This window comes from Flavobacterium kingsejongi (assembly GCF_003076475.1).
GTDB classification, from domain to species: domain Bacteria; phylum Bacteroidota; class Bacteroidia; order Flavobacteriales; family Flavobacteriaceae; genus Flavobacterium; species Flavobacterium kingsejongi.
Map to the genome: position 1 here is coordinate 3,830,336 of NZ_CP020919.1, position 18,028 is coordinate 3,848,363.

Below are 18,028 nucleotides of genomic sequence, written 5' to 3' on the forward strand. Positions count from 1 at the left end.
GTTTTTAATTTTATTGCTACATTCTTTAGTAGTCCCTGTTTACATCAAATGCTTCCAGGTATTCGGCCACGCGTTTTACGAAGCTTCCTCCCAATGCACCATCAACAACCCTGTGGTCATAACTGTGGGATAAGAACATTTTCTGACGGATCCCGATGAAATCTCCTTCTGGCGTTTCAATTACAGCCGGCACTTTACGGATCGCACCCAGTGCTAAAATCCCTACTTGTGGCTGGTTGATAATTGGTGTTCCAAAAACGCTCCCAAAAGTTCCTACATTCGTTACCGTATAAGTACCACCCTGTGTATCGTCTGGTTTTAGTTTTCCGGCTTTCGCTCGGTTTCCTAAATCATTTACGGCTTTGGCCATTCCAACGATATTCAATTGATCGGCATTTTTGATAACCGGCACAATAAGGTTCCCGTTTGGCAAGGCTGCTGCCATACCCAGGTTAATATTTTTCTTTTTGATAATATAATCGCCATCCACAGAAATATTCATTCCCGGGAAATCTTTTAATGCTTTAGCCACGGCTTCCATGAAAATAGGTGTAAAAGTCAGTTTTTCACCTTCTCTTTTTTCAAAAGCATTTTTCACTTTATCGCGCCATTTCACAATATTCGTCACATCCACCTCAATGAAAGACTGAACGTGTGCGGAAGTCTGTACAGAGGCCACCATATAGCCCGAGATCAGTTTACGCATTCTGTCCATCTCGATGATTTCGTCACCTCCATTTACAGAAACAGGTGCTGCTTTTGGAGCCTCAGCAGCTTTAACCGGTGCTGCACTGGCCTGTGCTTGAGCAACAGCGGGTACCACAGCTGGCTGGCTACTTCTATTTTTAATATAATTCAGGATATCATCTTTGGTTACTCTGCCTTCTTTACCGGATCCGTTCATAGATTCCAGTTCGGCTACAGAAATGCCTTCTTCTTTTGCAATATTTTTTACCAAAGGAGAGAAGAATTTTTCGGAATTGGAAAAATCCTGTGCTACTGTTTCTTTCGCTGCAGTAATTGTATTTTCAACCGCTTGTATGTTATTTGTCGTTGTTGTTGTTTCCGTAGCAGGAGCTTCTACTACCACACCACCGGATATTTCGATAATAGCAATAGTTTGTCCAACCTGTACCAGGTCATCTTTCTGAAAAAGTTTTTCAACAAGTACTCCGCTTACTTCAGAAGGCACTTCTGAATCTACTTTATCTGTTGCTATTTCCAGTACCGCTTCATCTGCTTCAATCGTATCTCCAACTTCTTTCAACCAATTGGTAATTGTTGCTTCTGCAACGCTTTCACCCATTTTGGGTAATTTCAATTCAAATCTTGCCATATCGTTAGCCTAAAGGTGGTTTTTTAATTTCTGCTTGCGAAATTAATGAATATTTCGAATTAAAATTTAATTTAATGTAATTTTTATGTCCGATTTAGCATCAATTTTTCTCATGGCCCAATGACCACTACTTCGCCTCTGTCATTACTGCTGTTACTTCCGATTATAAATGCGGAATGTTGTGGCAGGATTTTAAATGTGGCAGCCGGATTTTGGGAGTTTTCGAGCACCTTAATAATACTTCGGAAAGACATACCATTGTTATCGAGGATAATCTCTACCGGCCCCATTCCGTAGCCCTGATGCGAAAATACGTTATTTTCTATTTTTGAAGAATCCAAAGCCACATTTTTTTGCAAAATACTTTCGAGTTTTGCTTTTAAAATACCATTTTCCGATCGTAGTACATAGCGATCCGGAACTCTTTTGGGACGGGGTTTCCCCTGAAACCTTTTAATAGCAGAAAAGAATACAATCCCCATACTCATAAAAAAGGAAAAAACAGGCGCTACTTTAAAATGCTTGGCATAGAAAAAATTCATCGCTTCCTGAAATCGCTTCATATAGGTACTATCCTTTACAGTACTCTCTCCTTTATAATGGATTACAGTAGTCTCCGGATAATAATAATTGGATTTTCCGGCCATCAAAGCGCAATAGGACAAATCAATATCATCGGAATACATAAAGCATTTTTCATCAAATCCACCCAATTGCAGATACAAATCCCGTTGCAGCACCATAAAAGCGCCCACCAGGATTTCGACTTTGCCTGCCTGATCTTTATCCAGGTGCCCGGCATAATACCGCCCCAGTATTTTTGATTTGGGAAAAAACCGGTACCATCCCATGATTTTAGTAAAAGCCACCCAAGGTGTGGGAATACCTCTTTTGGATTCCGGCAGAAAATTACCGGTCCCATCAATCAATTTTACCCCAACAATACCTAAGTCGGTTGTATTACGGGCAAAAGCAAGCACTTTTTCAAAAGTATCTTCTGCCACTACAGTATCAGGATTAAGGATACAAACATACTCTCCTTTTGCAATCGCAACACCTATATTATTGCCTTTCGGAAATCCGGCATTCTCTGTGTTTTCGATTAAAGTAACCTCCGGAAATCGCGCTTTCATCATAGCACAACTGCCATCAGCAGAATTATTATCCACCACAATAATTTCGGCATCAAGGTTTTTAATGGCCTCCTGGACACTCAAAACACACTGCTCCAGAAAATAGCGCACATTATAATTAAGGATGATTACGGATAACTGCATGGGACAAATATAATTTGAAATTTGTTTTTGTCACTAACATCAATATTAATGATCTAAACATTTTCCAACAAATTTCAAAGTTAAACTAAGATTCAAAAAAAATCATAACACTTGTCTATACGAAATGAAAAAAAAAAAATCATAAAACTTAAAAATTCTGATCTTAAAATCCAAATATGGAGCCTTTAATTAAAATCGTTCATCAACTCGAAATCATTAAAAGAGACTCGCAATATTATTTTATATTATAATTATCTACTACTTTATTATCATTATCGATATAGATAATTTTATTATGCAGTGTATCAGAGCCATCCATCTGGATTGCTTGAACCTTCCAAAACTTTTCACCAGTAGACTTATTTGCTTTTTCTAAAATTTCCATCTGTTTTTTTTGTACGGCAGTAATTTCATCAAACGTGCCGATTTTGCTAATGCGATGGAAGTTTTCAGCATATTTCTTTTCAATCATTAAGTAAATATCTTTGTCGTTGAATTCTTTTACCGTAAACGTGTACGGTTCGATTTCGAAATCCTTATATCCCATATTTTTCATCTCAGCTTTAGCTATTTTTACCTGTTCAGATTCAGATTGACAAGATACTATTGATATAACTGACATAGATAGTAGTAATATTTTTTTCATACTTTAAAAATTAAATTAACACCATTGTCTTTAAATGATTTGTGCAATTATATGATATTTAATTTAATAAAAATTACGTTTAAACTTAAATAAAAAAATTATTACCAACAATCTGTTTTTGTTCAAAAACGAATTATAATGCGGTTCTAACAATTCCTGATTCATTCCAAAAAAACTAATAAATAAATTATAGTACGACAACTATACTAAATAAATCACCATTTATAACCTCAATCAATTACAGCAAAACCATGTAAAATTCCTTCTTCTTAAAGCACAACTATCACAGTATAAAAGAAGGATTACGGCTGATTTTTATCGTCCAAACAAACAGGACAGTACCACGGAAGCTTCAAGTTAAAAACAAATACCTTACTTTTGCAAAAATTTTGTATTGTGAATTACTTATCAGTTGAGAATATTTCGAAATCCTTTGGGGAGCGCACGCTTTTTAAAGACATTTCTTTTGGGATTAATAAAGACCAGAAAATTGCTTTTATCGCCAAAAACGGTTCAGGTAAAACCTCCATTATGAAAATCATCAATGGTGAGGACGAATCGGACACTGGACAAGTGGTTTTGCGTAAAGACATCAAAATGGCTTTCTTATCCCAGGATAATAAACTCCAGGATGACCTGACGATCGAAGAAAGCATTTTTGCTTCTGACAATCCTATCCTGAAAGTCATCCACGAATATGAAACGGCACTGGAAAATCCCAATGATGAAGAAGCGTATCAAAAAGCCTTTGACAAAATGGACCAGCACAATGCCTGGGATTTTGAAACACAATACAAACAGATTCTGTTCAAACTCAAACTGGAAGACTTTAAGCTAAAAGTAAAAAGCCTATCCGGGGGACAGAAAAAACGATTATCGCTGGCGATCATCCTGATCAGCCGTCCGGATTTGTTAATTCTGGATGAGCCTACCAACCACCTGGATCTTGAAATGATCGAATGGCTGGAAAGTTATTTCGCCAAAGAAAACATCACCCTGTTCATGGTAACGCACGACCGGTTCTTCCTGGAACGCGTTTGTAACGAGATCATCGAACTGGATAATGGAAAATTATATCAGTATAAAGGAAATTATTCTTATTACTTAGAGAAAAAAGAAGAACGTATTGCTTCTGAAAATTCCAGTGTTGACAAAGCACAGAATCTTTTTAAGAAAGAACTGGAATGGATGCGCCGCCAGCCAAAAGCGCGAACCACAAAATCCAAATCGAGACAGGATGATTTCTATGTGATCAAAGAAAAAGCTGAAAGCCGCCGTAAGGAGAATAAAGTCGAGCTTGAAATCAACATGGAACGTATGGGTAGTAAAATCATTGAACTCCATAAAGTATCCAAGAAGTTCAACGACCATGTTATTCTGGATAACTTCTCTTTTGACTTCCAACGTGGGGAACGCATTGGTATTATTGGAAAAAATGGAACTGGAAAATCAACTTTCCTGAATTTACTCACCGGAACCTTACCCCTGGACAGTGGGAAAGTAGTAGTGGGGGAAACCATTAAAATTGGGTATTATACCCAAAGCGGTATCAATCCAAAACCAGCACAACGTGTTATCGATGTTATTAAAGAATATGGTGAATACATTCCTTTAACCAAAGGAAAGATCATCTCTGCTTCCCAATTGCTGGAACGTTTTCTATTTGACAGCAAGAAACAGTATGATTTTGTCGAGAAATTAAGTGGTGGTGAATTGAAACGTTTGTACCTCTGTACAGTTTTGATCCAAAACCCAAACTTCCTGATCCTCGATGAGCCTACAAACGACCTTGACATTGTAACACTAAATGTACTGGAGAGCTTCCTTTTGGATTATCCAGGCTGCTTATTGGTAGTCTCGCATGACCGTTATTTCATGGATAAGATTGTCGATTTACTGTTTGTGTTCCGTGGAAATGGCGTTATTGAAAATTTCCCTGGCAATTATTCTGATTTCCGCGCCTATGAAGATAGTGCCGATGTACAACAGAAAGAAGAAAACAAAGCCGAGAAAAAAGCCTGGAAACAAAACAACCCCACAGGTAACCTGACTTTCAACGAACAGAAAGAATTTCAGAAAATAGAAAAAGAGATCAAAGAACTCGAAGCACAAAAGACAACCATTGAACAGTTATTTGCCGATGGAAAAGTTCCCGATACCGATATCCAGAAAAAAGCCGATGAACTCCAGATGCTCATCTCCAAAATGGAGGAAAAAGAAGAGCGCTGGTTTGAACTGAGTGCCAAAATGGAAGAATAAATATGATCGAAGTCCTCAAAAGACTTCGATTTTTTTTACTTTTAATTCAAATTAAAAAAAATGCCAATCTCCCAGGATATAAAAGTAGCCGTAGACGCTATTGTTTTCGGTTATGAAAAAAATGAGCTTTTCGTATTATTAGTACGACAGAAATTAGGTGTTTTAAAAAATACCTGGTGTCTTCCCGGTGGTTTCGTTTTAAATGAAGAAACATTAACCGAAGCAGTAACACGGGAACTTCATGAAGAAACCGGTATTACGGTAAACTATATGGAACAGCTTTATACTTTTGGAGACGATATTAACCGGGATCAACGCTTTAGGGTGATTTCAGTAGCCTATTTTGCCCTGATTGAACCTTCAAAAATGATCCTGACTACCCAAACTGCTACGGATGCAGAATCAGCCCAATGGTTCCCTATCCACGAACTGCCTGAGCTGGGTTTCGATCATAAAAAAATCATCCATACTGCTTTTGAAAGATTGCAAAGCAAATTAACCTACCAGCCTATTGGATTTGACCTGCTGGATGATGAATTTTTATTTTCAGATTTGGAAAACCTATATGCGACCATACTTGAAAAACCATTAGACCGCCGCAATTTCAGGAAAAAGATTTTAAGCTTCGGAATCATTGATGAAACCAATAAGATCGCCCCTTCCAAAAGCGGTCGCCCGGCTCGTTTTTTCAGATTCAATAAACAAAAATACCTCGACCTTTCCACAGCAGGTTTCTTCTTCGAAATTAAATTTGCGTAAATTATACACAAATAACTTGTGTGTAAAATTCTTTTCGATTAACTTTGCGTAATAATAACACAAATACATATTATTATGGTACTCAATTTAGATAACAGCTTCAATCCCTTTCCTACACAAAATACTATTGCATTCCAATCCTTCACTTTTTCAGGTGGTGAGCCACACATTAAAATCGATCCTGATTTTAATACTGCGGAAACCGTGACCATCACCCATCGTTTAAATTCTTTTGATGCAATTGGCATGGTTTGCCTTGCGGTTGACGCACTCAGGAGAATGGGTGTACAATCAATTGAAGGTTTTTTTCCCTATTTTCCAGCTGCACGCCAGGATCGTGTTATGATTGCGGGAGAACCACTTTCTGTAAAAGTCAATGCTACAATCATAAATGCACTCCAATTAAACAAAATTACCATTTTCGATTCCCATTCCGAAGTGGCTCCTGCATTACTTAATAACTGCGAAGCCTTGACGAATCACATTTTTATACAAAAGGTATTGAAAGAAATTGGCCAGAATACTTTATTAGTCGCTCCCGATGGTGGAGCGTTAAAGAAAATTTATAAAGTATCTCAATTTTTAGGCGGAAAAGAAGTTATAGAATGCAGTAAAAAAAGAGATGTAAAATCTGGAAAATTATCTGGCTTCAAAGTATACTCCGACGATTTAAAAGGACAAAATTGCCTGATCGTAGATGATATTTGTGATGGTGGCGGCACCTTTTTAGGCCTTGCCGAAGAATTGATAAAAAATAATGCAGGCAAACTATATTTAGCCATTAGTCACGGTATTTTCAATAAAGGTTTTGATACCCTGAATGCTGTATTTGCAAAAATATATACGACTAACTCTTTCCAAGATATCAAAGAGCCGAATGTTATACAAATGGATATTAAAGACCTGATGTAACAAACAAAATATTCCTCGATTATTAAAACATAGCACTAAAGTATATTTCCTAAATCCCATTATTATGAATCCTTTATTATTAACCGACGGCTACAAAGTAGATCACAGAAGACAATACCCAGACCATACCACTTTAGTATATTCGAACTGGACTCCCCGAAAAAGCAGAAATAAAGACATTGATGCTGTTGTATTTTTGGGACTGCAATATTTCATAAAAAAATACATCTTACACGATTTTGAGCATTATTTCTTTCAACAGCCAAAAGCAACAGTTGTAAAAAAATATGCCCGGAGAATTAATAATTTCCTCGGAGAAAATCAGGTTGGCACAAAACATATTGAAGACCTTCATGACCTGGGTTATATCCCTATGACCATAAAAGCGCTTCCCGAAGGCACAGCAGTTCCTATGCGGGTTCCCATGTTTACACTTTACAACACCAAACCGGAGTTTTTCTGGCTTACAAATTATTTTGAAACGTTGCTTTCTACCGTAATCTGGATGCCATGCACTTCTGCAACATTAGCCAAACAATACCGTAACATCCTGGATCGTTATGCTTCCGAAACTTCTTCTGTTCCTGAATTTGTAAACTGGCAGGGACATGACTTCTCGATGCGGGGAATGTCAGGAATTGAAGCTGCTACACTATCAGCAGCTGGCCACCTCTTAAGCTTTACAGGAACTGATACCATACCGGCAATTGATTTCTTTGAAGATTATTATAATGCGGATTCCGATATGGAACTCATTGGAGGATCAGTGGCGGCTACTGAACATTCTGTAATGTGTATGGGAACGAATACTGGTGAACTTGAGACTTTTAAAAGACTCATTACAACAGTATATCCAAAGGGTATCATTTCCATTGTATCCGATACCTGGGACTTATGGAAAGTACTCACTGATTATTTACCCCGATTAAAAAATGAAATCATAGGTCGTGAGGGCAAAGTAGTAATCCGTCCCGATAGTGGTGATCCGGTAGCCATAATTTGCGGAAATCCCGAAGGAAAAACAGTCGAGGAACAAAAAGGCGTAATCGAATTGTTATGGGATACTTTTGGCGGTATGACCAACGACAAGGGATATAAAGAATTGATTCCCCAAATAGGTGCTATTTACGGTGACAGCATCAATCTTGAAAGAGCAGAAGAAATCTGCAGCCGCCTGCAACAAAAAGGATTTGCTTCCACCAATGTCGTGCTCGGAATAGGCTCTTATACTTATCAATATAACACACGCGATACTTTCGGCTTTGCAATGAAAGCAACCTATGGCGAAGTCAATGGTGAAGGAAGAGCGATTTTCAAAAACCCAATCACTGATGATGGTACCAAAAAATCTGCTAAAGGACTATTGCAAATCTATAAAGATAACGAAGGGAAGTTACAATTAAAAGATGACTGTACCTGGGAAGAGGAGAAATCAGGAGAATTAAAAGTCGTTTTTTCTGACGGTAAGTTACTAATAGACGACAACCTGGCCGCCATACGAGAACGTATGTCATTATAACCTTTCCGATGCTACATCTTTTAAAATCGTATCTCAAATTCCTTTGGAACTCCAAAAACGCACACGGATTGCATTCGCCTTTCGTGTACCGATTGGTGAGCCGTTGTTTTTATGACACTACGGCTTATCCGGAATACAATCTGTTAAAACAATACCGCAAAGGACTTCAGGAGAATACTGAAGTCCTGGAGGTAACCGATTTTGGGGCCGGATCCCGGGTTTTTATCAGCAACCGCCGAACTGTCCAACAAATTGCAACTAATGCAGGTATTTCGACTAAAGATGGAGAACTCCTTTTCCGTCTTAGCCGCTATTTTGAACCTCAAAGTATTTTAGAAATCGGAACTTCATTGGGCTTAGCCACTGCCGCTTTAGCTACAGGGAGTCCAAAAGCTACTATTACTTCGCTCGAAGGTTGTTCGGCTACCGCACAAAAAACAAGGGCAGAATTGGCTAAATATGATTTCAGAAATGTTTCGGTCCATACCACAGAGTTTAGTGCTTATTTTAATACACTACCAAAAACAATTTCTTATGATTTCGTTTATTTTGATGGCAATCACCAAAAGCAAGCCACATTAGCCTATTTTGAGCAGCTTCTCCCAACAGCAACCAACGATACAGTTTGGATTTTTGACGACATTCATTGGTCTGCAGGTATGGAAGAAGCCTGGGAAATCCTAAAAAAACACCCCAAAGTAAGTGTCACGATAGATACCTTTCAGTGGGGGATTGTTTTTTTTCGTCGGGAACAGGAAAAGCAGCATTTTGTGATTCGCGCATCTTCCTCAAAATTCCTGAATGCTTTTTTAGGGATCCGTAAACTCTGGGGGCTGCTCGATTAATTGGTACGCAATGCTTTTATCAGTTCACTTTTAGTCATTTTGGAACGACCCACTTTTTTAGCTTCATCGTAAATTTGTACCTTGGTCTGGTCTTCGTATGCTTTAGCCTTTCCTCCTCTTTTTTCGGCTCCGGGACTATTGGAAATCCGGGCTGATTTTTCCTTACTATATCCCTTATCCCGTAAGGCTTCATATTGGTCCTTATTTTTAACCTGCGAACCTGGGCTTTTCTTTGGCATAATCATTCATTTAAAGATTAAACATACTATTAAAGTTAGCCAACAATTGGAAACAAGCACGTTAACCTTCCGTTAAACTCAGCAATAGCCATAAAAAAAGGCAGCCCTTAGGCCGCCTTTTAAAAAACTAATTTAAAAAATTATTCTTTAGCTTTTGCATTCTCATCTGCTTTAGCAGTCATACGCTCCCATTTGAATTTTGGAGCAAATTCTAATTTCAACTTAGCGATTTGTAAATTATCCTTAGAAGTAAGTCCTTCTTTTTCTACTTTATTTTTATGAGCATCCAAAGCTTCATACCAGGTTTTGATTTTATCAAAATCTTCTCTTGAGTAGGAATCTTTATTTTTATTGAATGTATCTACAAAATTCTGATATACACTCAGGATGTTATCTTTATTTACCCAATTAAAGTTCATATCTTCTCCAAGTTTACCACCAAAAAAAGTATCTCTTAAACCGTTTCCTGTAGCAGCAGTAGTTGTTTCAGCTTTTGCTTTTTGTTCTGCAGCTACCTGAGCTTCATATTTCGCTTTTAATTCTGCATATTTGGCTTTACTGGCATGCAGTCTTTCCTGAGCTTTGGTTTTATCTTTGAAATTCTCAAGAGCTGCTTCTGCTTCTGCTGTTCTGGCTTCATACCCTGCTTCTACAGCAGCCCAGTTGGCTTTGGCATCCACTTCTGCAACTTTACCTACAGAATCCACATATTTCTCATAAGAATCTACTGTTTTCTCTGCTTTCATTTCTGTTTCGTTCTTACATGAGGTGAACCCCATTGCAATAACTGCAAGTCCTAGTACTACATTTTTTGTTTTCATAATGTTTGGTTTTAGTTAAAAATTATTAGTCTAAATTTACAAAAACGATTATGACATAACGATACAAATACTACATTATTAAGAATAATTTAATATTTTGGCAATCTATTTCCTGTCAAAAGAATTGGCTTTATACGCACAGATGCTGGATCTCTTCGTATTTATTATAATGAAATGCACAACAGCCATATCTAAAAAAATCATTACTTTTAAGCCTCAAAACAACGGTATGTCAGATTCATTAATAAAAATCACGAACATAAAGCGCGATTTCGTCCTCGGAACAGAGATCATCCATGTGCTTAAAGGCATTGATATAGAAATTAAAAAAGGGGAATATGTGGCACTGATGGGACCATCCGGTTCCGGAAAATCTACACTGATGAACCTGCTGGGTTGCTTGGATACGCCCACCTCCGGAAATTATATCCTGAATGGAAAAGATGTCAGCCAGATGAAAGATGATGAACTAGCGGAAATCCGGAATAAGGAAATTGGATTCGTCTTCCAGACGTTCAACCTTTTGCCACGGACAACAGCATTGGCCAATGTGGCACTACCGATGGTCTATGCCGGCTATTCCAAAACCGAACGCAACAAACGTGCTGCAGAAGTACTGAAACAGGTAGGGCTTGAAGACCGTATGGATCATGAGCCGAACCAGCTATCGGGAGGACAACGCCAGCGGGTTGCCGTAGCCAGAGCCCTGGTAAACCACCCTTCAATTATACTGGCAGATGAACCTACAGGAAATCTGGACAGTAAAACTTCGGTTGAAATTATGAATCTTTTTGACGAAATCCATTCCAATGGCAATACTGTCATCCTGGTCACTCACGAAGAAGACATTGCCGAATACGCTCACCGTATCATACGATTGCGCGATGGAATCATCGAAAGTGACAAACCCAATCGGTAATCTATAAGTACAAATAAAAACATCAAATGAAAGTATATACCAAAACAGGAGACAAAGGTACCACCGCATTATTTGGAGGAGACCGAGTGCCAAAACACCATATCCGTATTGAAAGCTACGGTACTGTAGATGAGTTGAATTCCCATATCGGGCTCATTCGCGACCAGGAAATCAATTCGCATTATAAAGAAATCCTGATTGAAATTCAGGATCGGCTGTTTACTGTCGGTGCCATTTTGGCTACACCACCCGAAAAAGAAACCCTGAAAAACGGAAAACCACGACTTAATATTCCCAAAATAATTGAAGGCGACATTCAATTACTTGAAAATGAAATTGATGCTATGGAAAGCCAATTACCACAAATGACTCATTTTGTACTCCCTGGCGGCCATACTACTGTGTCATATTGTCACATTGCCCGATGTGTTTGTCGTCGTGCAGAGCGTCTTTCAGTCCATTTGAACGAGCTTGAACCTACTGATGCGTATGTTATAAAGTACCTAAACCGACTTTCTGACTACCTTTTTGTGTTGGCACGAAAGTTGTCCTCAGACCTAAAAGCGGAGGAAGTAAAATGGATTCCGCAAAAGCAATAATTACTGCTTAAACCGAGCTTTTGGAGTTTTAATAGGAACTATTATCGTTCGAAAGCAAAAATTATAAACTACGTTCTTAAATTTATTTAAAATAAATCGAATTTTACTTGACTATATCAGTAGAAAATTTATTTTTGCATAAAATATTAAAATCGATATCAGATGTATTGGACTTTAGAATTAGCATCCTACTTAAGCGATGCTCCTTGGCCAGCAACCAAAGACGAACTTATCGACTACGCTATCAGAACTGGAGCACCACTGGAAGTGGTTGAAAATTTACAGTCTATAGAAGATGAAGGTGAGATATATGAATCAATGGAAGAAATCTGGCCTGATTATCCAACAGACGAAGATTATCTTTGGAACGAGGATGAATATTAGAAAATAAATCATGAAAAGTCTCTAATAGAGGCTTTTTTTTATGATACGCATACAAAGGAGTACCTTTACAGAGGCATTCCAGGCTGCTCACGGAGATTTTTAAAAATACAGGATCAGGTTTGCCCCACCCTTGTAGGATTAAGTGTCCGTATTGACGACAGCCACACGAATAAAGAGCATACACTAAAAAATAGAAATACAAATAATTATGAGTTTTATAAACAGCCTACTCAAAGCTTTTGTTGGAGATAAATCCGAGAAAGACGTTAAAGCATCCCAGCCTGTCATTAAAAAAATAAAGGAACTGGAAGCTGCTCTTGCCGCATTGTCCCACGATGAACTAAGAGCCAAAACCATTTACTTCAAAGAAGTAATCCAAAAAGCACGTTCTGAAAAAGATGCGCTTATTTTTTCTAAAAAACAGGAAGTAGAAACTACTGAAGACATTGATAAAAGAGAAGATATCTATCTTGCTATCGATGCTTTGGAAAAAGAAGCTTATGAAATTTCTGAAAAAACGTTGTTGGAGATTCTTCCGGAAGCTTTTGCTGTCGTAAAAGAAACTGCCAAACGATTCAAAGAAAACGACTTCATAACAGTAACAGCAACAGAGAAAGACAGAGAACTTGCTGCGGATAAAAGTTATATCACCCTGGATGGCGAAACTTCCACCTGGGCGAACAAATGGAATGCTGCCGGTAAGGAAATTACCTGGGATATGATTCATTATGATGTACAGCTGATTGGTGGTATGGTACTGCACCAGGGTAAAATTGCAGAGATGCAAACCGGGGAAGGAAAAACACTCGTAGCAACATTACCATTATACCTGAATGCCTTAACGGGAAACGGTGTACACTTAGTAACGGTGAATGATTACCTTGCCAAGCGTGATAGCTCCTGGAAAGCGCCTCTTTTTGAATTCCACGGATTAACGGTAGACTGTATTGACAATCACCAGCCTAACTCACCGGGAAGACGTAAAGCTTATAATGCAGATATCACTTACGGGACAAATAATGAATTTGGTTTTGATTACCTGAGAGATAATATGGCACATACGCCAGAAGAATTGGTACAGCGCAAACATAATTTTGCCATCGTCGATGAGGTCGATTCTGTATTGGTAGATGATGCCAGAACACCATTGATCATTTCAGGCCCGGTACCGCAAGGAGACCGTCATGAATTCAACGAACTGAAACCAAAAGTAGAAAACCTGGTAACATTACAACGCCAGATTGCCAATGCGTTTTTGATTGAAGCTAAAAAACTAATCAAAGACGGGAATACTAAAGAAGGTGGTTTCAACCTTTTGAGATCTTACCGTGCCCTGCCAAGAAATAAAGCCCTGATTAAATTTTTGAGTGAAGAAGGTGTACGCCAGATTCTTCAAAAAACAGAAAACCAATACATGCAGGATAACAATCGTGACATGCACAAAGTGGATGAAGCATTGTATTTTGTAATCGAAGAAAAAAACAACCAGGTAGAGCTTACTGACAACGGTGTTGAATTCCTTTCTAAAGATACCGATGACAGCTTCTTCGTTTTACCGGATATTGGAACTGAAATTGCTGCTATCGAAAAACTAAATCTTTCAAAAGAGGAAGAAGCAGAGCAAAAAGACCAGTTATTCCAGGATTTCGGAATCAAAAGTGAGCGTATCCACACCCTTACGCAGTTGCTAAAAGCATACTCTCTATTTGAAAAAGATGTAGAATACGTAATCATGGACAACAAGATCATGATTGTTGATGAGCAAACCGGACGTATTATGGACGGACGTCGTTATTCCGACGGCTTACACCAGGCCATTGAAGCGAAAGAAAATGTAAAAATTGAAGCCGCTACTCAAACATTTGCTACAGTAACACTACAGAATTACTTCAGAATGTACAGCAAACTTGGTGGTATGACCGGTACAGCTGTTACAGAAGCGGGTGAGCTTTGGGAAATATACAAATTGGATGTTGTTGAAATTCCAACCAACAGGCCGATGTCCCGTAAAGACAAAGAAGATTTAATTTATAAAACTACCCGGGAGAAATTCAATGCGGTAATTGAAGATGTAACACAATTAGCTGCTGCAGGAAGACCGGTACTTATCGGAACTACTTCTGTAGAGATTTCGGAATTATTGAGCCGAATGCTTAAAATGAGAGGCGTTGCCCATAACGTTTTGAATGCTAAAATGCACAAGCAGGAAGCACAGATCGTAGAAGAAGCTGGTAAACCCGGAGTAGTGACTATCGCAACGAATATGGCGGGTCGTGGAACGGATATCAAATTAACGAAAGAAGTGAAAGAAGCAGGCGGTTTGGCTATTATCGGTACAGAACGTCATGATTCCCGCCGTGTTGACCGTCAGTTAAGAGGTCGTGCAGGACGTCAGGGAGATCCGGGAAGTTCCCAGTTCTATGTGTCGCTGGAAGATAACCTGATGCGTTTATTCGGTTCTGAAAGAGTAGCCAAAGTTATGGACCGTATGGGACTAAAAGAAGGCGAAGTGATTCAGCATTCTATGATGACAAAATCAATCGAACGTGCGCAGAAAAAAGTAGAAGAAAACAACTTTGGTGTCCGTAAGCGTTTGCTGGAATATGATGATGTTATGAATGCACAACGTGAAGTGGTATACAAACGTCGTCGTCATGCTCTATTCGGAGAACGTCTGAAAGTGGATATTGCCAATATGATGTATGACACTTGCGAATTGATCGTAGAGAACAATAAAGCCGCTTCTGATTTTAAAAACTTCGAGTTTGAAATCATTCGCTACTTCTCTATCAGTTCTCCTGTTGATGAAGCTGAATTTGGCCGTCTTTCCGAAATGGAAATCACCGGTAAAGTATACAAAGCAGCATTACAGCATTATACTGAAAAAACAGAACGCAACGCAACAGATGCTTTCCCAATCATCAAAAATGTATATGAAAACAATAACGGTCAGTTCGAACGTATTGTAGTACCTTTTACCGACGGGATCAAAACCCTGAATGTGGTAACAGATCTTGAAAAAGCCTATACTTCCAATGGAAAACAATTAGTGTCTGATTTCGAGAAAAACATTACACTGGCAATTATTGATGAAGCCTGGAAAAAACACTTACGTAAAATGGACGAACTGAAACAATCCGTTCAGCTGGCTGTCCACGAACAAAAAGATCCATTGCTGATTTATAAATTCGAAGCATTCAATTTATTCAAGAAAATGATTGATGAGGTTAACAAAGAAGCAATTTCTTTCCTTTACAAAGGAGACCTTCCAAGTCAAAACCCGAATAACATCAGTGAGGCTAAAGAAGTACAGCAGGAGAATTATACCATCACTAAAGATGAAATTCCAAATACGGATGAAGTAGCATCCAAAAATGAAGCACAGCACACACAACGCCAGGTAACCGAAACAGTAGTGCGTGATGCTCCAAAAATCAACCGTAACGACACGGTTACCATCAAACATGTGGTGAGCGGTAAAACGGAAGAAATGAAATTTAAAAAAGCAGAAGCCTTATTGCATTCGGGAGAATGGATTTTGGTAGACTAAGCTATCGCATACAGGGTAATTTTATGCCCATATCAAAACCCGGTTGTCTCTGATAACCGGGTTTTTTAATTAGTAAAATCGGATAGCACTCCGGGTAACATCTTAAAAATCATTGAATATCCTTACAAATAAGCAATAAAAAAAAGCATAAATAGAATCGTTCTTGAACTACTATTCCTTAACTTTACTAACAAATCAATTAGACGATCACCAACTGTTAACATTAATACGATACGATTATGGCAAAAAGTCAGGACTCCAAGAAGAACGTAAAAAAAGAACCTCTGAAGACCGCAAAGGAGAAAAAAGAGGAAAAAAGAGAAAAGAAAAATACAAAACCAAGAGACTAAATTTAATCCCCAATGCATTGGGGATTTTTTTATGGTTTAAATTTAAAATATCTCTTAAAGCCATAAAATATCAGGTTCAAAATAATAAATACAATCTTTATTTCTTTGGCTATTTCGCTATGCAATCCTGCAACTATTTACTTAAAAACGCTCATTGCATTAAACACCGATAATCCCTAATTTCCAAGCATTAAATCATAATAAAAGATTAAAAAAGTAACAATAATTAGGTATTTTGCCTGATTTATGTATTTTTGCATTTATCACATCTATGCCACCTAAATACATTAACATTCGTTACACTCATGGAATTATATTATTCTTTCTCTGTTCTTATTGTACTTGCCTCCTTTTTTGCTTACCTGAACATCCGCTTTTTAAAATTGCCCTCTACCATTGGCGTAATGATTATCGCCATGATTGTCTCGATATTCCTGGTAGTTTTTGGACACATTATCCCGAATACAACGCTGACTCGTTTCTCTAAACTTATTGCTGAATTTGACTTCACGGAAGTATTGATGGGAGCGATGTTAAACTTTCTGTTGTTTGCAGGCGCCATACATATCAACCTAAAGGATTTAAGGGAGCAACGCGGGCCCATTATGGTATTCTCCACCATCAGCGTGATCATATCAACCTTTGCTGTAGGAACTATTGTATATTACGTTATTCCATTCGTTGGGGTAACTGTCCCTTTTATTTATTGCCTGTTATTTGGCGCACTCATCTCTCCTACCGACCCTATTGCGGTATTGAGCATACTGAAAGAAGCGAAGGTACCAAAATCATTAGAAACTAAAATTGCGGGGGAATCCTTGTTCAACGATGGGGTTGCCGTAGTGGTATTTGCCGTTATCCTGCAATTGGCACAGGACACCAATAGTGATTTCTCGTTACCCCACATCACCTGGCTTTTGATCAAAGAAGCTTTGGGAGGATTTATCCTGGGAACGATATTAGGAATTACTGCCGCAAAGGCAATGGGAAAAATTGACGATTATAAAGTATCGGTATTAATTACACTTTCTATTGTAATGGGCGGTTATCTTATCGCACACGCCATGCACATATCTGGCCCGTTAACCATGGTTGCCGCAGGTATCATCATTGGTATTTTCAATAAAAAATCAGCGATGTCTGCCATCACTAAAGATTACCTGGACAAATTCTGGGAACTTATCGATGAAATCCTAAATGCCATATTATTCCTTTTTATCGGATTCGAATTACTGCTTATTCCGGATATATCCGGCTATTGGATAAGCGGTGCTTTATGTATTATGATTGTTTTATTGTCCCGATACATCTCCGTTTGGTTCCCGACAATGATTATTCCTTTCAAGAAGAAATTTAGCAATGGCACCATCAAGATTCTCGTATGGGGTGGACTTCGCGGCGGGGTTTCCATTGCGCTGGCGCTTTCCATAAACGAAGGCCCACACAAACAGTTTATCATAGCCATTACCTATTTTGTTGTAGTGTTCTCCATAATCGTACAAGGACTGACGATTGGAAAATATGCTAATAAAGTTTTAGCGCAGGAAACAAGTTAATTTGGTAATTCACTTTAATCCATAACAAAAAATCAGCAGCTATAACTGCTGATTTTT

The 18,028-nt window shown here is 38.3% G+C and carries 15 protein-coding genes; 10 read left to right on the forward strand and 5 right to left on the reverse strand.

The features are described 5' to 3' along the window. Nucleotides 1-25: 25 nt before the first annotated feature. From FK004_RS17225 to FK004_RS17235, 3 genes are all read right to left on the reverse strand, one after another. A complete protein-coding gene (locus FK004_RS17225) occupies nt 26-1,336 on the reverse strand; it encodes a dihydrolipoamide acetyltransferase family protein (RefSeq protein WP_108738376.1) in 1,311 nt (436 codons plus the stop codon). Nucleotides 1,337-1,446: 110 nt separating this feature from the next. Then, the gene (locus FK004_RS17230) at nt 1,447-2,613 is read right to left on the reverse strand and encodes a glycosyltransferase family 2 protein (RefSeq protein ID WP_108738377.1); all 1,167 of its coding nucleotides are present in this window, start codon (nt 2,611-2,613) and stop codon (nt 1,447-1,449) included. A gap of 235 nt (nt 2,614-2,848) precedes the next feature. After that, nucleotides 2,849-3,259: a hypothetical protein gene (locus FK004_RS17235; RefSeq protein WP_157956144.1), complete on the reverse strand. Its 411-nt coding sequence runs from the start codon at nt 3,257-3,259 to the stop codon at nt 2,849-2,851. A gap of 396 nt (nt 3,260-3,655) precedes the next feature. Between FK004_RS17235 and FK004_RS17240 the strand changes: the two genes are divergently transcribed. The 5 genes from FK004_RS17240 to FK004_RS17260 all read left to right on the forward strand — a co-directional run bounded on the left by FK004_RS17240 (nt 3,656) and on the right by FK004_RS17260 (nt 9,553). Beyond that, complete coding sequence (locus FK004_RS17240; protein ID WP_108738379.1) at nt 3,656-5,518, forward strand: ABC-F family ATP-binding cassette domain-containing protein; 1,863 nt, start codon at nt 3,656-3,658, stop codon at nt 5,516-5,518. A gap of 60 nt (nt 5,519-5,578) precedes the next feature. Then, nucleotides 5,579-6,277: an NUDIX hydrolase gene (locus FK004_RS17245; protein WP_108738380.1), complete on the forward strand. Its 699-nt coding sequence runs from the start codon at nt 5,579-5,581 to the stop codon at nt 6,275-6,277. A 75-nt stretch (nt 6,278-6,352) separates the two neighbouring features. Beyond that, a complete protein-coding gene (gene prs, locus FK004_RS17250; RefSeq protein WP_108738381.1) occupies nt 6,353-7,189 on the forward strand; it encodes a ribose-phosphate diphosphokinase in 837 nt (278 codons plus the stop codon). Nucleotides 7,190-7,253: 64 nt separating this feature from the next. After that, on the forward strand, nt 7,254-8,708 hold the full coding sequence (locus FK004_RS17255) for a nicotinate phosphoribosyltransferase (protein WP_108738382.1): 1,455 nt from the start codon (nt 7,254-7,256) through the stop codon (nt 8,706-8,708). Between the two features lie 8 nt (nt 8,709-8,716). Next, complete coding sequence (locus tag FK004_RS17260) at nt 8,717-9,553, forward strand: O-methyltransferase (RefSeq protein WP_108738383.1); 837 nt, start codon at nt 8,717-8,719, stop codon at nt 9,551-9,553. On the opposite strand, the gene FK004_RS17265 is transcribed toward FK004_RS17260, so the two are convergent. Together FK004_RS17265 and FK004_RS17270 are read right to left on the reverse strand one after the other, a co-directional pair. After that, on the reverse strand, nt 9,550-9,792 hold the full coding sequence (locus tag FK004_RS17265) for a DUF7218 family protein (RefSeq protein ID WP_108738384.1): 243 nt from the start codon (nt 9,790-9,792) through the stop codon (nt 9,550-9,552). The genes FK004_RS17260 and FK004_RS17265 overlap by 4 nt on opposite strands. A gap of 140 nt (nt 9,793-9,932) precedes the next feature. After that, the gene (locus FK004_RS17270; RefSeq protein WP_108738385.1) at nt 9,933-10,613 is read right to left on the reverse strand and encodes a hypothetical protein; all 681 of its coding nucleotides are present in this window, start codon (nt 10,611-10,613) and stop codon (nt 9,933-9,935) included. A 229-nt stretch (nt 10,614-10,842) separates the two neighbouring features. Here FK004_RS17270 and FK004_RS17275 point away from each other — a divergent pair, with 229 nt between their 5' ends. From FK004_RS17275 to FK004_RS17300, 5 genes are all read left to right on the forward strand, one after another. Continuing rightward, a complete protein-coding gene (locus FK004_RS17275) occupies nt 10,843-11,532 on the forward strand; it encodes an ABC transporter ATP-binding protein (RefSeq protein WP_108738893.1) in 690 nt (229 codons plus the stop codon). 26 nt (nt 11,533-11,558) lie between these two features. Next, the gene (locus tag FK004_RS17280) at nt 11,559-12,131 is read left to right on the forward strand and encodes a cob(I)yrinic acid a,c-diamide adenosyltransferase (protein WP_108738386.1); all 573 of its coding nucleotides are present in this window, start codon (nt 11,559-11,561) and stop codon (nt 12,129-12,131) included. 162 nt (nt 12,132-12,293) lie between these two features. Further along, a complete protein-coding gene (locus FK004_RS17285; RefSeq protein ID WP_002986941.1) occupies nt 12,294-12,515 on the forward strand; it encodes a DUF2795 domain-containing protein in 222 nt (73 codons plus the stop codon). A 208-nt stretch (nt 12,516-12,723) separates the two neighbouring features. Then, complete coding sequence (gene secA / locus FK004_RS17290) at nt 12,724-16,065, forward strand: preprotein translocase subunit SecA (RefSeq protein WP_108738387.1); 3,342 nt, start codon at nt 12,724-12,726, stop codon at nt 16,063-16,065. A gap of 655 nt (nt 16,066-16,720) precedes the next feature. After that, nucleotides 16,721-17,971, forward strand: coding sequence for a cation:proton antiporter (locus tag FK004_RS17300; RefSeq protein ID WP_108738389.1), 1,251 nt, complete (start codon nt 16,721-16,723; stop codon nt 17,969-17,971). Nucleotides 17,972-18,028 lie beyond the last annotated feature (57 nt).

Excerpts from the sequence above, each read along its gene's own strand:
- FK004_RS17225 (WP_108738376.1), bottom strand. The coding sequence starts at position 1,336 with ATGGCAAGATTTGAATTGAAATTACCCAAAATGGGTGAAAGCGTTGCA.
- FK004_RS17235 (WP_157956144.1), bottom strand. The coding sequence starts at position 3,259 with ATGAAAAAAATATTACTACTATCTATGTCAGTTATATCAATAGTATCT.
- FK004_RS17260 (WP_108738383.1), top strand. The coding sequence starts at position 8,717 with ATGCTACATCTTTTAAAATCGTATCTCAAATTCCTTTGGAACTCCAAA.
- FK004_RS17300 (WP_108738389.1), top strand. The coding sequence starts at position 16,721 with ATGGAATTATATTATTCTTTCTCTGTTCTTATTGTACTTGCCTCCTTT.
- FK004_RS17230 (WP_108738377.1), bottom strand. The coding sequence starts at position 2,613 with ATGCAGTTATCCGTAATCATCCTTAATTATAATGTGCGCTATTTTCTG.
- FK004_RS17245 (WP_108738380.1), top strand. The coding sequence starts at position 5,579 with ATGCCAATCTCCCAGGATATAAAAGTAGCCGTAGACGCTATTGTTTTC.
- FK004_RS17280 (WP_108738386.1), top strand. The coding sequence starts at position 11,559 with ATGAAAGTATATACCAAAACAGGAGACAAAGGTACCACCGCATTATTT.
- secA (WP_108738387.1), top strand. The coding sequence starts at position 12,724 with ATGAGTTTTATAAACAGCCTACTCAAAGCTTTTGTTGGAGATAAATCC.
- FK004_RS17285 (WP_002986941.1), top strand. The coding sequence starts at position 12,294 with ATGTATTGGACTTTAGAATTAGCATCCTACTTAAGCGATGCTCCTTGG.
- FK004_RS17255 (WP_108738382.1), top strand. The coding sequence starts at position 7,254 with ATGAATCCTTTATTATTAACCGACGGCTACAAAGTAGATCACAGAAGA.
- prs (WP_108738381.1), top strand. The coding sequence starts at position 6,353 with ATGGTACTCAATTTAGATAACAGCTTCAATCCCTTTCCTACACAAAAT.
- FK004_RS17270 (WP_108738385.1), bottom strand. The coding sequence starts at position 10,613 with ATGAAAACAAAAAATGTAGTACTAGGACTTGCAGTTATTGCAATGGGG.
- FK004_RS17275 (WP_108738893.1), top strand. The coding sequence starts at position 10,843 with ATGTCAGATTCATTAATAAAAATCACGAACATAAAGCGCGATTTCGTC.
- FK004_RS17265 (WP_108738384.1), bottom strand. The coding sequence starts at position 9,792 with ATGCCAAAGAAAAGCCCAGGTTCGCAGGTTAAAAATAAGGACCAATAT.